Origin of the sequence: Actinomadura sp. NBRC 104425 (assembly GCF_030269545.1) — a bacterium.
Taxonomy (GTDB): Bacteria; Actinomycetota; Actinomycetes; order Streptosporangiales; family Streptosporangiaceae; genus Spirillospora; species Spirillospora keratinilytica.
In genome coordinates this window covers 140,555-153,085 of record NZ_BSTN01000008.1, presented here as the reverse complement: position 1 = coordinate 153,085, position 12,531 = coordinate 140,555, and the positions used below count along the sequence as shown (strand labels likewise).

At 73.9% G+C, this 12,531-nt stretch carries 13 protein-coding genes; 5 read left to right on the top strand and 8 right to left on the bottom strand.

Annotated features, from left to right (window positions below; translation table 11 throughout):
- Positions 1-37: 37 nt before the first annotated feature.
- Positions 38-2,092, bottom strand: coding sequence for a molybdopterin-containing oxidoreductase family protein (locus tag QSK22_RS15130; protein ID WP_285494788.1), 2,055 nt, complete (start codon positions 2,090-2,092; stop codon positions 38-40).
- On the bottom strand, positions 2,092-2,268 hold the full coding sequence (locus tag QSK22_RS15125) for a hypothetical protein (RefSeq protein WP_285494787.1): 177 nt from the start codon (positions 2,266-2,268) through the stop codon (positions 2,092-2,094). The genes QSK22_RS15130 and QSK22_RS15125 overlap by 1 nt, the downstream gene beginning before the upstream one ends.
- A 157-nt stretch (positions 2,269-2,425) precedes the next feature.
- Between QSK22_RS15125 and thyX the strand changes: the two genes are divergently transcribed.
- Entirely contained in the window at positions 2,426-3,223 is a 798-nt protein-coding gene (gene thyX, locus QSK22_RS15120; protein ID WP_285494786.1) for an FAD-dependent thymidylate synthase, read from the top strand.
- 90 nt (positions 3,224-3,313) lie between these two features.
- On the opposite strand, the gene QSK22_RS15115 is transcribed toward thyX, so the two are convergent.
- Both QSK22_RS15115 and QSK22_RS15110 read right to left on the bottom strand, forming a co-directional pair.
- Positions 3,314-4,336: a DNA polymerase IV gene (locus tag QSK22_RS15115; RefSeq protein ID WP_285494785.1), complete on the bottom strand. Its 1,023-nt coding sequence runs from the start codon at positions 4,334-4,336 to the stop codon at positions 3,314-3,316.
- 80 nt (positions 4,337-4,416) lie between these two features.
- On the bottom strand, positions 4,417-4,983 hold the full coding sequence (locus QSK22_RS15110; RefSeq protein ID WP_285494784.1) for a hemerythrin domain-containing protein: 567 nt from the start codon (positions 4,981-4,983) through the stop codon (positions 4,417-4,419).
- Between the two features lie 186 nt (positions 4,984-5,169).
- On the opposite strand from QSK22_RS15110, the gene QSK22_RS15105 reads away from it, so the two are divergent.
- Positions 5,170-6,381 (top strand): hypothetical protein, encoded by a 1,212-nt coding sequence (locus tag QSK22_RS15105; RefSeq protein ID WP_285494783.1) that lies wholly within the window; start codon positions 5,170-5,172, stop codon positions 6,379-6,381.
- A gap of 123 nt (positions 6,382-6,504) precedes the next feature.
- On the opposite strand, the gene QSK22_RS15100 is transcribed toward QSK22_RS15105, so the two are convergent.
- Complete coding sequence (locus tag QSK22_RS15100; RefSeq protein WP_285494782.1) at positions 6,505-6,897, bottom strand: PaaI family thioesterase; 393 nt, start codon at positions 6,895-6,897, stop codon at positions 6,505-6,507.
- Between the two features lie 162 nt (positions 6,898-7,059).
- Here QSK22_RS15100 and QSK22_RS15095 point away from each other — a divergent pair, with 162 nt between their 5' ends.
- Positions 7,060-7,890: a helix-turn-helix domain-containing protein gene (locus tag QSK22_RS15095; RefSeq protein ID WP_285494781.1), complete on the top strand. Its 831-nt coding sequence runs from the start codon at positions 7,060-7,062 to the stop codon at positions 7,888-7,890.
- 61 nt (positions 7,891-7,951) lie between these two features.
- Here QSK22_RS15095 and QSK22_RS15090 read toward each other — a convergent pair whose 3' ends face one another.
- Positions 7,952-9,094 (bottom strand): globin domain-containing protein, encoded by a 1,143-nt coding sequence (locus QSK22_RS15090; RefSeq protein WP_285494780.1) that lies wholly within the window; start codon positions 9,092-9,094, stop codon positions 7,952-7,954.
- Positions 9,095-9,525: 431 nt separating this feature from the next.
- Between QSK22_RS15090 and QSK22_RS15085 the strand changes: the two genes are divergently transcribed.
- Positions 9,526-10,278 (top strand): gamma-glutamyl-gamma-aminobutyrate hydrolase family protein, encoded by a 753-nt coding sequence (locus QSK22_RS15085; protein WP_285494779.1) that lies wholly within the window; start codon positions 9,526-9,528, stop codon positions 10,276-10,278.
- Between the two features lie 151 nt (positions 10,279-10,429).
- A complete protein-coding gene (locus QSK22_RS15080) occupies positions 10,430-11,431 on the top strand; it encodes an alpha/beta hydrolase (protein ID WP_285494778.1) in 1,002 nt (333 codons plus the stop codon).
- Here QSK22_RS15080 and QSK22_RS15075 read toward each other — a convergent pair.
- Positions 11,389-11,826 carry an SRPBCC family protein gene (locus tag QSK22_RS15075; protein ID WP_285494777.1) on the bottom strand — a complete coding sequence of 146 codons (438 nt, stop codon included), beginning with the start codon at positions 11,824-11,826 and terminating at the stop codon, positions 11,389-11,391. The genes QSK22_RS15080 and QSK22_RS15075 overlap by 43 nt on opposite strands.
- 82 nt (positions 11,827-11,908) lie before the next feature.
- The gene (locus QSK22_RS15070; protein ID WP_285494776.1) at positions 11,909-12,502 is read right to left on the bottom strand and encodes a TetR/AcrR family transcriptional regulator; all 594 of its coding nucleotides are present in this window, start codon (positions 12,500-12,502) and stop codon (positions 11,909-11,911) included.
- Between the last annotated feature and the right edge of the window lie 29 nt (positions 12,503-12,531).

Here is a 12,531-nt window from a genome sequence, read left to right as displayed (position 1 = left end):
ACCCCGGCCGTACGGGCCCCGATCACGCGCGCGGGTGTCACACCGCCGACACTTCCACGCGGGTGTCGTGGAACACCGGGCCGCCGCCGAGGTCGGTGTCGCGCTCGTCCACCACCGCGTTGGCGTTCGCCCCGCCCGACAGCTTGGGCCAGTGCCCCTTGCTCGTCGCCGCAACCCCCGGGCGGACCTCGTCGGTGACCTGGAGCACCGCCTCGAACGCCCCCCGCTCGTTGGCCACCCGCACCCGCTGCCCCGAGGCCAGCCCGCGCGCCGCCGCGTCGTCGGGGTGCAGCCGCACGGTCGGCCCGCCCGACCGCCGCCGCAGCTCGGCGTTCTCACCGAACACGGTGTTGAGGGAGTGGTGCGAGGCCGCCGACACCAGCGCCAGCGGGAAACGCCGCGCGCGCTCGGCGTCGGCCACCTCGCCGGGCGGGGTGTACCCGGCCACGGGGTCGAGCCCGAGCGCCTCGGCCCGCTGAGACCGGAACTCCAGCCGCCCCGAGGGCGTCGGGAACCGCTCCGCGTACGGCAGGAACGGCTTCGGCACGGCCAGGCGGACGAAGCCCTCCTTGCGGAGCCGGTCCAGGGTGACGCCCGTCAGCCAGGGATCGCCGGACGACAGGGCCTGCTCGGCCAGCGCCTCGTCGCAGTCGTACAGGCTCGGCTCGGTCAGCCCCATCCGCCGCGCCAGCCGCCGGAAGGTCTCGGTGGTCGGCAGGCATTCGCCCGGCGGCGCCACGGCGGGCTCGTTCCAGGCCAAGTACAGGTGGCCGTAGCCCTCGTGCAGGTCCGCGTGCTCGTGCTGCATCGTGGCCGGCAGGACGATGTCGGCGTAGTCGGTCGTGTCGGTCGGGAACTGCTCCAGCACGACCGTGAACAGGTCCTCCCGGGCCAGTCCGCGGCGCACCTTGTTCTGGTGCGGGGCGCTGGCCGCCGGGTTGGCGGCGATGACGAACAGCGCCTTCACCGGCGGGTCGTCCACCTCCAGCAGCCCCTCGCCGATCCTGCTCATCGGCAGCGTCCGCACCGGGCCGGGCCGCAGGTCGTCCCGGTACAGCGCGGCGCGGTTCAGCCTGATGTGGCCGGAGGTGGAGAACGTCAGCCCGCCGCCCGGCCGCGCCCAGTCGCCCGTCACGCCCGGGATGCAGGCCAGCGTCCGCAGCGCCTCCGCGCCGCCGCCGTGCCGCTGCAGCCCCTGCGTGGCGCGGATCGCGGTGGGACGCGTCCGCGCGATCCGCTCGCCCAGCGCGACGATCGCGTCCTTCGGCACCCCGGTGATCCGCGCCGCCCGCTCCGGCGGGAACCGCAGGATCCGCTCCCGGAACTCCGCCCAGCCCAGCGTGTGCCGCTCGATGTACTCCTCGTCCTGGGCGCCGAGGCCGACGACCACGTTGAGCAGCCCCAGCGCCAGCGCCGCGTCGGTGCCCGGCAGCGGCGCCAGATGCTCGTCGGCCTGCCGCGCCGTGCGGGTCGCGACCGGGTCGATCGCGACCACGTGCGCGCCTTCGCGCCGCGCCGCCTGGACGAACTTCCATACGTGGTGGCCGCTGGTCAGCGGGTTCGTGCCCCACAGCAGGATCAGCCGCGCGTGCGCGAGGTCCTCGGGGTCCATGCCGCCCGGCGAGCCGATCGTGCACTCCAGCCCGGCGGCGCCCGCCGCCGAGCAGATGTTGGCGTCGTGGGCCGAGGCGCCCAGCACGTTGAAGAACCGCCGCCCCGCCGCCCCTTCCAGGCCCTGGACGTAGCCGAGCGTGCCGGTGCCCCAGTACGGCCAGACCGCCTCGCCGCCGTGGTCGCGGACGATGCGGTCGAGCCGCGCGGCGATCTCGTCGAGCGCCTCGTCCCAGGAGATCCGCGCGAACCGGCCCTCGCCCTTGCGGCCCGTCCGCCGCAGCGGGTACCGGATGCGCTCGGGGTCGCCCGCCCGCTCCAGCCACCGGTTGACCTTGGTGCACAGCGCGCCCCGGGTGTAGGGGTGGTCCGGGTTGCCGCGCAGCCCGACCGCCTTGCCGCCGCGCACCGTGACCACCCACGAGCAGCCGTCCGGGCAGTCCAGCGGGCAGGCCCCCAGCACCTTCAGCTCGGCCGCCATCACACCCTTCCCTCGAAGCGGTCGGCACGATGGGCGCCGACGTCGGGGCCGTCCGGCCGGGCGAGCACGTGCCGCAGCCCGTACACCTTCGGCCGCCACCCGCCCGTGTCGTGCGGGCCCAGGAAGGAGATGGGCCGCTCGCGATGGGGCCCCCGCACCGTCGGCTCCGACTGCATCCCGTTCCTCCCCCAGACCTGCGGACCGTCCCAGTCTGCTGCATCCCCGACAGGAGTGTCACCTCGATTCGCCCGTGACACCCGCGTCGGTTCGCGGACCGCCGGGCGGAGCTGGTTTGCTAGGTGCGCAGGATACGACCGGTAGGGGGAAGTGCACGTGAAGAGCGTCGAGCCCGAGGTGTACCTCGTCGCGCGGCCCGAGCTGGACTACGACGAGGTGGCGCGCTATCTGCGCGACGTCGGCGGACAGAGCTGGCTGGAGCGGCTCGACCGCGGCGACCTCGACGCCGAGCTGAACGACCCGCAGAACCTCGCCGAGTTCGCCGGCCGGCTGTGCTACCGCTCCTGGGAGCCGGGCCTGAACCCCAACGTCACCCGCATCCGCACCGACCAGCACGCCTACCTGGAGAACATCCTGCGCAGCATGCACGGCTCGGTGCTGGAGCACGTCAGCTTCAGCTTCGTCCTGCACAACGTCAGCCGGGTGCTGACGCACGAGCTCGTCCGGCACCGGCCGGGCGTCGCCATCTCCCAGGAGTCGCTGCGCTTCGTGCGGCTGCAGGACATCCCGTTCTGGTTCCCCGAGTGGGCCCGCCGGGACGCCGAGCTGATGAAGCGCGCCACCGCGCTGCTGGAGCAGATGGAGGAGTTCCAGGGCTGGATGGCCCGGCACTTCCGCCTCGACGACGAGGGCGTGCCGTTCGCGGAGAAGAAGCACAAGACCTCGTTCATGCGCCGCTTCGCCCCCGAGGGCGTGGCCACCGGACTGGTGTGGACGGCCAACATCCGCACCCTGCGGCACACGATCGAGAACCGCACCGCCCCCGGTGCCGAGGAGGAGATCCGCCTGCTGTTCAACCGCATCGGCGAGGTGATGCGCCGCGAGGCCCCCGCGCTGTTCGGCGACTACGAGGTCGAGGACGGCGCCTGGATCCCTAGGTGGCGCAAGGTCTGACCGCCCGCCGCGGCCCCGGCACGCGGCGCTCCGGCACGCGGCGCTCCGGCACGCGGCGCTCCGGCACGCGGCGCTCCGGCGGGGCGGCGGTCAGCGGGCGAACTCGGCGCGGACGCCCAGCAGGCGCACCGGCCGCCGTTCGGTGAACCGGTCGAGGGCGGCGAGCGCGGCCTCCTCGATCCGGGCCGCCTCGGCCGTCGGCGCCTCCAGCGTCCGGCCGTGGGTCCGCGTGATGAACGGCGCGTAGCGGACCTTGACGACGACGCGTGCGGCGGGCCGCCGCTCGGCCGCGGCCTCGTCCGCGACCTGCCGCGCCAGGTTCGCCACTTCGCGGCGGACCTCCTGCCAGTCGCGCAGGTCGCGCTGGTAGGTGGTCTCCCTGCCGCGGGAGCGCGGGACGTGCGGTGCGCCGTCCACGGGGGAGTGGTCCCGCCCCTGGGCGAGCCGCACCAGCCACGGCCCGATCGCGGGGCCGAAGCGCTCGGCGAGGGCCCGCGGATCGGCCGCCGCCAGTTCGCCGACGGTGGCGATGCCCATCGCCCTCAGCCGTTTGGCGGTCTTGGCCCCGATGCCCCACAGCGCGTCGGTCGGCCGGCCGCCGAGCACCTCGAACCAGTTGCGGTGGGTGAGCCGGAACACGCCGGCCGGCTTGCCCAGGCCGGTCGCCAGCTTCGCCTGCAGCTTGTTGTGCCCGATGCCCACGGTGCACTCGAGGCCGGTCGCCGCGCGGATCCGCGCCCGGATCTCGCGGGCCGTCGCCTCCGGGTCGTCGCCTTCGACGGCCAGGAACGCCTCGTCCCAGCCGAGCACCTCCACCACGGCGTCGAACCCGCGCAGCGTCGCCATGACCCGGGACGAGACGGCCCGGTAGGCATCGGCGTCGACGGGCAGGAACACCGCCTCCGGGCAGCGCCGAGCCGCCGTGCGCAGCGGCAGGCCGGAGTGGACGCCGTGCGCGCGGGCCTCGTACGACGCCGTCGCGACCACGCCGCGCTTGGTCGGATCGCCGTCGCCGCCGACCACGACCGGACGCCCGCGCAGCTGCGGCCGGCGCAGCACCTCCACGGCGGCGATGAACTGGTCGAGGTCGACGTGCAGGACCCAGCGGGTCATGACCGGTTCCCGCTCGGCGCGCCCGGGCGCCCCGCCGATTTACGGATCTACAACGTAAAGGCGCCGGCCCGGCCGCCCGATCAGCCCTTCACCTGGCGCACCAGATCGCGGACGCGGTCCATCAGCGCCGCCAGCGGCCCGGCCGCCAGGTTCTTGGTGGCCGACTCCACGCCCGGGTGCGGTCGGGTCGGCGCGGTCGCCTCGGCGACCTGCACGACCCTCATCAGAGCCGACAGCTCCTTCTTGCCGAACGCGCCGCGCAGCCGCTCGAACTCGTAGCGCTCCTCGGCGCGGGCGTGGGTGAGCACCTCCAGGCGCAGCCGGTCGAGCTTGGGCAGGAACTGCGGGTCGTCGGTGTCCATGCCGTCGAGCTCGGCGAGCAGCTCCTTGGCCGAGCGCTCCTCGCCCAGGCGGTCGTCGACGATGCCGTCGCCGCCGTCCAGCTTCTGCCGGGCCAGCGGGTGCACGATCTCCTCCTCGGCGGTCTCGTGCACCGCCAGCAGCCGCACCAGCTTGCGGAAGGCGTCCCGGCGTTCGGTGCCGGTGCTGTCGGCGACCTGCGCGAACAGGTCGCGGATCTGGCCGTGCTGCGCGCACAGCAGGTCGATCACGTCGCGGGCCGGGGCCTGGGTGGTCGAAGTGCCCATGTGTCGCTCCTCGCGTCTGTCTCGTGTCCGTCGGCCGTGCGGGCGTCGCCGTACCCGGAGGTCACCCGGCTAAGCGGGACATTGCCGAAAGTTGAGGACGGCCGCCAGTGAAGGGCCCGTCTCGGTGGGTACGGCGCCATGGGCGCGATCTCCACACCGCGGCGATCTCGGCAGAAAGGGGAGGTTATGTCCTTCAATCCGTTGGAACACCGGGGCATCCCGCTGGACAGGCAGGTGCGGAACTGGCGGGAGATGAACGTCGTGCCGGTCGCCCCCGACCGCGCCGACCCGTACACCAAGTGCCGCATCATCACGATGAACGGCATCGAGGTGGAGGCGGTCTTCTTCAGCCACCACTTCTCCCGGGTCTGCCCCGACCCCGAGATCAGGCGGCAGCTCGCCCAGGTCCGCTACATCGAGCAGCAGCAGCAGAAGACCGTCAACTGGCTGCTGCCGGGCCAGGCCAGCGCGCTGGAGACCACCATCTCCTACGAGCAGGTCGCCGTGGACCTCACCGCCTGGGTGGCGCGGATGGAGCCCGACCCCTACCTGAAGCAGGCGTACGAGTTCGGCGTGCTGGAGGACTTCGACCACCTCTACCGGTACGCCAACCTCTACGAGATGATCGAGCACCGCCAGGCCGAGAAGATCGTCGACGACCTGACCGAGGTCATGCCCGGCCGGCCCACCAAGATCGAGCACCGCGACCCCGCCGACAACGTCCGCGACCCCTACGACCGGAACCGGGCCGAGCCGATCTCCAAGCTGCACGCGCTGACGATCACCGCGTCCGAGCAGCAGACGATGAACTTCTACATGAACGTCGGTCCGCAGTACATGGAGCCGATCGCCCGCCAGCTCTACCAGGAGATCGGGCTCATCGAGGAGGAGCACGTCACCCACTACGAGTCGCTGACGGACCCGGGCGAGACCTGGTGGGAGCGGCTGGTCAACCACGAGTACAACGAGTGCTACATGTACCACTCGATGATGGAGACCGAGACCGACCCCAAGGTCAAGGCCATCTGGGAACTGCACCTGAACATGGAGCTGGAGCACCTGCGCATCGCCTGCGACATGATGCGCCGGCACGACGGGCGCGAGCCGGAGAGCATCCTGGCGCCCGAGCTGCCCGCGCCGGTGACCTTCGAGCCCAACAAGGAGTACCTGCGCGACCTGCTGGCCACCCAGATCGACCTGACCACGCTGGGCGCCGGGTACGTGCGCGAGGCCCACGAGCGCTTCCAGCGCATGCAGGAGCAGATCCACGGCGGCGAGGAGCCGCCCAGCGAGCGCGTCATCGCCGAGCACCGCGAGCTGTTCGGCGATGAGTACCGCCACGAGCCGGCGGGCCCGCACCCCGTCAGCGAGATGCGCGTTCCCGCTCGTTCCAGGTGACGCCCCCCGCCGCCGGTCCGCGACGCGCGCCCATCACGCCGGGATGGGCGCGCGCCGGTCGTTCCGGGCGCGTCGCGCCGCGCCCGGGCGGCCCGCCGCGCCGGCGTGGAGCGGCGCACGCGGTCAGCGGGACAGGACGGCCTGGGTCTGGGTGACCTGGGCGACCCGGCGGCCCTCGGCGTCGTGCAGGTCGGTCTGCACGACGATCGAGGTGCGTCCGGCGTGCAGGGGCCGCGCCACCGCGCGGACCTCGCCGCCGCGCACGGCGCGGAAGAAGTTGGTCTTGGACTCCAGGGTCGTCGTCGAGGCGCCCGGCGGCAGGTTGAGGAACGCGCAGACCGCGCCCACGGAGTCGGCCAGGGCCATCAGGGCGCCGCCGTGCATGACGCCGCCCGCGGTGCAGCGCTCCGGCGCCCAGGCCAGACGCCCCGCGACCTCCTCCGGCGCGGCGGCGTCGATCCCGATGCCCAGGGTGCGCGCGAACGGCATGGCGTCGAGCAGGTCGTCGGTGGTCATGGGCGTCCTTTCCGGTCGGCGGGTTCCCCCGGCAGCCTGCTCGGGGCGTGGGAGGCCCGTCGATTACCTCCGGGGTAACCGGCGCGCCCGCCCACTTGCCGGGGGTTCCGGTTACCTGGGACGTAATCGTCCGCATGACCTGCCTGTCGGTAGCGTCGGGGCGTGACGACGAAGACGAGGTCTTTGGGCGAGTCCCTGGGTGACGTGCGGCCGGTGGGGGAGCAGCTGAGGGCCTGGCGGCAGCGGCGGCGGCTCAGCCAGCTGGAACTGTCCGCCCGGGCGGACGTGTCGACCCGGCACCTGAGCTTCGTGGAGACCGGGCGGTCGAAGCCGAGCCGGGAGATGGTGCTGCGGCTGGCCGAGCACCTGCAGGTGCCGCTGCGCGACCGCAACCTGCTGCTGGTGGCGGCCGGGTACGCCCCGGTCTACACCGAGACCCCGATCGAGGAGCCGCGCATGGACGCGGTGCGGGCGGCCCTGCGGCAGGTCCTGGCGGGCCACGAGCCGTACCCGGCGGTGGTGGTCGACCGGTTCTGGAACCTGATCGACGCCAACGGGGCGGCGGCGTTCTTCATGGAGGATGCGCCGGCGGAGCTGCTGGAGCCGCCCCTCAACGTGCTCAGGCTGAGCATGCATCCCGACGGGCTCGCCAGGAACATCGTCAACCTGGGGGAGTGGCGGGCGCACATGATCGACCGGGTGCGGCGGCATGTGGCGCTCACCGCCGACCCGGCGCTGGCCGACCTGTACCGGGAGCTGCGCGACTACCCCGGCGCCGAGGCCGCCGCCGAGCCCGCGCCGCCGCCCGCGGGCCACGAGGTGTTCGTCCCGCTGCGGCTGCGGCTGGACGACGGGCGGCGGCTGTCGTTCTTCACCACGATCGCCACATTCGGCACTCCGGTGGACATCACGGTGGCGGAGCTGGCCATCGAGTCGTTCTACCCGGCCGACGAGGCGACCGGCGCCTTCCTGCGGGAGCGCGCCGGGTGGTGACCGGGCGGCGCCCGCCGCCCTCTCGCCGGTGCGGTGCGGGACGGCGGCGGGAGCGCCCGGGTCAGGAGGAGGCCCGGGCGTCGTCCCGTCCCGCCTCCAGCAGGTCGTGGTGGATGCGGTCGAGCGGCACGCCGAGGTTCTGCAGCGCGCCCACCGTGGCCCTGATCATGCCCGGCGGGCCGGCCACGTAGACCTCGTGGTCGTCCCAGCGTTCGCGGATCTGCCCCAGCGCGTCGGCGACGGGCCCGCGCAGCCCGTCATGGGGCGGGGCGTCGCACAGCACCGGTACCACCCGCAGCCGCGGATGGCCGGACTCCAGCAGGCGCAGCTCGGGCAGGTCGTACAGGTCGAGCGGGGTGCGCGCGCCGACCACCAGGTGGACGCCGCGCTCCCCGCCGCGGGCGAGTTCCTGTTCGACCAGGGCCCGCAGCGGCGCCAGGCCGGTGCCGCCCGCGACCAGCAGCAGGTCGCGGCCGCAGCCGGGGTCGAGCGTCAGCGAGCCGGCGGCGGGGCCGAGCAGCACGGTGTCGCCGACGCGTGTGTGCCGGACGAGCGCGCCGCTGACCCAGCCGCCCGGCACGGCCCGCACGTGCAGCGACAGGGTGCCGTCGGGGCGCGGGGCGTTGGCGATCGAGTACCTGCGCCACACGCGCGGCCAGCGGGCGGTCTGCACCGGCACGTACTGGCCGGCGGTGAAGTCCAGCCGCCGGTCGGGGCGCAGGGTCACCACCGCCAGGTCCGGGGCGGGGCGGTGGTGGTCGACGACCTCGGCGACCCACCAGGGCGGAGCGGTGGCCGCGTCGCGCTCGGCCGCGGCGATCATGATGTCGGCGACGGTGCGGTAGGCGGCGGTCCAGGCCGCCTCGGTCTCGGGCGTCCAGCCGGCGCCGCAGAACCGGCGCAGCGTGGCGATCAGCGCGGTGCCCATGGCCGCGTAGTGCTCGGGCAGCACCCCGTACTTGCGGTGGTCGCGGCCGAGCCGTTCCAGGTAGTCGGTCAGCTCGTCGGGCGCGTCCAGGCTCCACACGATGCGGGTCAGCGCCTGGAAAAGGCGTTCGCGCTGCCCGTCCATCGCGGGCGGGAAAAGCGATCGCAGCCGCGGGTTCTCGGCGAATAGGCGACCGTAGAAATAGGCGATCGCGGTGTCCGCCACGGGCTCGATGCGGGTGAAGCTCTCTTTGACGATTCGGGGTACCGATGACATTTGCCAGATCGCCCCCCAGGGCTTTTCTCGCCGGGGCCGTCCGCGCCGCCGGCGCATGCCGGACGCCCCGCACGTCCGAGTTCGTGAGATTCTCGCATCGGAAGTCGCTGGTAATCAACCGGATCGCCGAAAAGGCGTACGGGGTGCGCGAAGAGTTGCGGAATGGTCATCAAGTGTGATCGGCGCAAGTTGCGACGGGAGGAGAATACTGCTCGGTACGTGCAGGTGCACGCCCCGATGATCATTTGCACTCATTTTCCGGTCGACTCAGGGTGAAAGCGGGAGTCGTGCTCGGCGCGGCGGCGGGCCGCGAATGACAACACGATTTACCGGACGGTGGATAAATCTCAACCCGGAGGGTAGATTTCGAAATCGGCCGGGCCGGTGCGCGGCCGTGCGGCCCGGCGCCGGCGCTCAGCGAGGGGGAGGGCATGGGAGAGGCGATCCGAGGGGCTCCCGAGCCCCGCGCGGCCGCCGTCGGGGCACCGCCGCTCATCGGCGTGACGACCTGTCTGGAACCGGCCCGCTGGAGCGAGTGGGTGCGGGAGGCCGCCCTGCTGCCCGTGACCTATCTGCGGTCGGTCGAACGCGCCGGGGGCGTGCCGGTCATGCTGCCGCCGACGGCGGGGCTGCGCGGCCTCGACGCCCTGGTGGAGGGTCTGGGCGGGGTGGTGTTCGCCGGGGGAGCCGACCTCGACCCGCAGCTGTACGGGATGCTGCGCCACCACCAGACCGGCCCGCCGCAGCCGCAGCGCGACCGGTTCGAGCTGGCCCTGCTGCGCGCCGTCATCGACGCCGACCTGCCGTTCCTGGCCGTCGGCCGGGGCATGCAGGCGTTGAACGTGGCGCGCGGCGGCGCCCTCGTCCAGCAACTGCCCGAGGCCGTCGGGCACACCGGGCACTGCCCGCCCGGCGGCATGTACGGCGGGCACACCGTGCAGATCAGCCCGAGCAGCCGGATCGGCAAGATCCTCGGCGAGACCGCCCAGGTGGTCACCGGGCACCACCAGGCCATCGCCCGGCTCGGCAAGGGCCTGGCCGCGGTCGCCTGGGCCGAGGACCAGGTGGTGGAGGCCGTCGAACTGCAGGGGCACCGGTTCGGCCTCGGCGTGCAGTGGCACCCCGAGGAGGGCGAGGACCGCCGGCTGTTCGACGCGCTGGTCGCCGAGGCCTGGGGCCGCTGACCCGCACGCGCGCGCCGGGCCGGCCGCCGCGCCGCGTGCGAAGGTCTCGGCCTGGATGATCTGGCCCGGATCATCGGGGTACGTTCGCCGCTGTCTTGTCCGTCGTTTCGTGGGTCCGGGCCGCGCCGCGGCCCGAGACCGGAGGCCGGCCATGCCCATGCATCCGCAGACCGCCCGCTACCTGGAGATGCTCGCCCCCCTGGCCGCGCTGGAGGGGCAGGAGCCGGCGCTGCCGGAGAGCCGCCGCGCCGCGGAGGCCGCGCTGGCGGCCCGGCCGCGCCGCGGCCGCGAGCTGCCGCACGTCGCCGACCTCGCCGTGCCCGGCGACGGCACCGACGTGCCCGTGCGGCTGTACCGCCCCGAGCCGCCCGGCGGGCCGCCGCTGCCCGCACTGGTGTACCTGCACGGCGGCGGCTGGGTGCTGGGCGGGCTCGACGGGGTGGACGACACCTGCCGCGACCTGGCCGCGGAGACCGGCTGCGCCGTGGTCAGCGTCGGCTACCGGCTGGCCCCCGAGTACCCGTTCCCCGCGGCGGTGCGCGACGCGTGGGCGGCCACCGCCGCCGTCGCCCGCGAGCCCGGGCGGTTCGGCGCCGACCCGGCGGCGGTGGCGGTCGCCGGGGACAGCGCGGGCGGCAACCTGGCCGCCGCGGTCGCCCTCATCGCCCGCGACCGCGGCCTGCGCCTGGCGCACCAGCTGCTGGTCTACCCGGTCACCGACACCGCCATGGACACCCCGAGCTATGCCGCCTACGGCCGGGGGTACGGCCTCGACGCCGCCGCGATGGCCCGCTGCCTGGCGATGTACCGGGGCGGCGCCGACCCGTCCGACCCGCTGCTGGCCCCGCTGCGCGCGCCCGACCTGTCCGGCCTCGCCCCGGCCACCGTGATCACCGCCGAGCTCGACGTGCTGCGCGACGAGAGCGAGGCGTACGCGCGCCGCCTGGCGGAGGCGGGGGTTGCGGTCGAGCTGCGCCGGTACGAGGGCGTGGTGCACTCGTTCTTCCTGGCGCCCGAGCACTTCGACGCCGCCGCGGACGCCCTGCGGTTCGCGGCGCGCCGGCTGCGCGCCGCCTTCTCGGCGGCCCGCGCGGCGGCCGGGGGAGGGCGTCAGGAGAAGCGCTTGCCGAGCGCCTCCAGCGCGGGGTGGTAGATGGCGGTGGCGATGGTCTTGCGCATGGCCTCCTCGTCGGCCGCGTCCACCGAGAACTCGCCCTGCCACTCGACGAACGACCCCCCGCTGTCGGTGACCGGCGCGACCCTGATGCGGCCGACGTAGTCGCGGATCGGCAGCGGCGACTCCAGCATCCCGTACCAGTAGGAGCGGTCGTCGTCGTCCATGCCGCACAGCCGCTCGCGGAACACCGTGTCGCCCGGGCCGATCACCCGCCGCACGCAGCCGACCCGGTCGGCGGGCCCGCCGTCCTCGATCGCGCAGGTGGCCACCCCGGGCATCCAGTCGGCCAGGTTCCCGAAGTCGCGCAGGAAGCCCCACACCTCGTCGGCGGGCGCGCTGAGCACGGTGCTGGCGTAGGACCTGGTGGGCATCGCGGTTCTCCTCGGCGGTCTGGGGGCGGGACCGGTCGCCCCTATGCTGCGCCGCGGATGTGATCAAGGCAACAGGCGGCGATCAAGAAATCCGGTCGCCGCGCGCTCCGCCGGTCGGGGCCAGGTAGCGGGTGACGAGGCGGGCGATGAGATGGCCGACCTGCTCGGGCGGCTCGTGCGGCAGCATCACGTGGCTCATCGTCAGCCGGATGGCGATGTCGGCCACCTCGGCGAGGGCGGCCGGGTCCAGATCCGGCCACTGGGCGGTGGCGTGGTCGATCAGGCGGGTGCGGGCGATGAACAGCAGCGGCTCGGCCTGCGTGGTCAGCAGCGGCAGCAGCTCGCCCCCGTCGGCGCCGGTGAGCACGGTCTTGTTGATCGGGTCGTCGGCGGCGGTCTCGATGGTGTAGACGACGGCCGCCGCCACCGCCGAGTACAGGTCGGCGTGCTCGGACAGCACCCGGTCGATGCCGTCCAGGTAACGGTCGTGGTGGCGCATGACGACCGCCTGGGCCAGCCCCCACTTGTCGCCGAACTCGTTGTAGACGGTCTGGCGGCTCACCCCGGCGGCCTCCGCCACGTCCCGCATCCGCAGCCCCCGGTACCCCTCGCGGGTGAGGATCTCGGCGGCCGCGTCGAGCAGGGCCTCCCGGACGGGGCGCCGCTCGGTCGTCATGCGCGTCTCGCTTTCGGCGTCGGCTCGTG

Excerpts from the sequence above, each read along its gene's own strand:
- QSK22_RS15130 (WP_285494788.1), bottom strand. The coding sequence starts at position 2,092 with ATGGCGGCCGAGCTGAAGGTGCTGGGGGCCTGCCCGCTGGACTGCCCG.
- QSK22_RS15125 (WP_285494787.1), bottom strand. The coding sequence starts at position 2,268 with ATGCAGTCGGAGCCGACGGTGCGGGGGCCCCATCGCGAGCGGCCCATC.
- QSK22_RS15115 (WP_285494785.1), bottom strand. The coding sequence starts at position 4,336 with ATGACCCGCTGGGTCCTGCACGTCGACCTCGACCAGTTCATCGCCGCC.
- QSK22_RS15110 (WP_285494784.1), bottom strand. The coding sequence starts at position 4,983 with ATGGGCACTTCGACCACCCAGGCCCCGGCCCGCGACGTGATCGACCTG.
- QSK22_RS15105 (WP_285494783.1), top strand. The coding sequence starts at position 5,170 with ATGTCCTTCAATCCGTTGGAACACCGGGGCATCCCGCTGGACAGGCAG.
- QSK22_RS15100 (WP_285494782.1), bottom strand. The coding sequence starts at position 6,897 with ATGACCACCGACGACCTGCTCGACGCCATGCCGTTCGCGCGCACCCTG.
- QSK22_RS15090 (WP_285494780.1), bottom strand. The coding sequence starts at position 9,094 with ATGTCATCGGTACCCCGAATCGTCAAAGAGAGCTTCACCCGCATCGAG.
- QSK22_RS15085 (WP_285494779.1), top strand. The coding sequence starts at position 9,526 with ATGGGAGAGGCGATCCGAGGGGCTCCCGAGCCCCGCGCGGCCGCCGTC.
- QSK22_RS15080 (WP_285494778.1), top strand. The coding sequence starts at position 10,430 with ATGCCCATGCATCCGCAGACCGCCCGCTACCTGGAGATGCTCGCCCCC.
- QSK22_RS15075 (WP_285494777.1), bottom strand. The coding sequence starts at position 11,826 with ATGCCCACCAGGTCCTACGCCAGCACCGTGCTCAGCGCGCCCGCCGAC.
- QSK22_RS15070 (WP_285494776.1), bottom strand. The coding sequence starts at position 12,502 with ATGACGACCGAGCGGCGCCCCGTCCGGGAGGCCCTGCTCGACGCGGCC.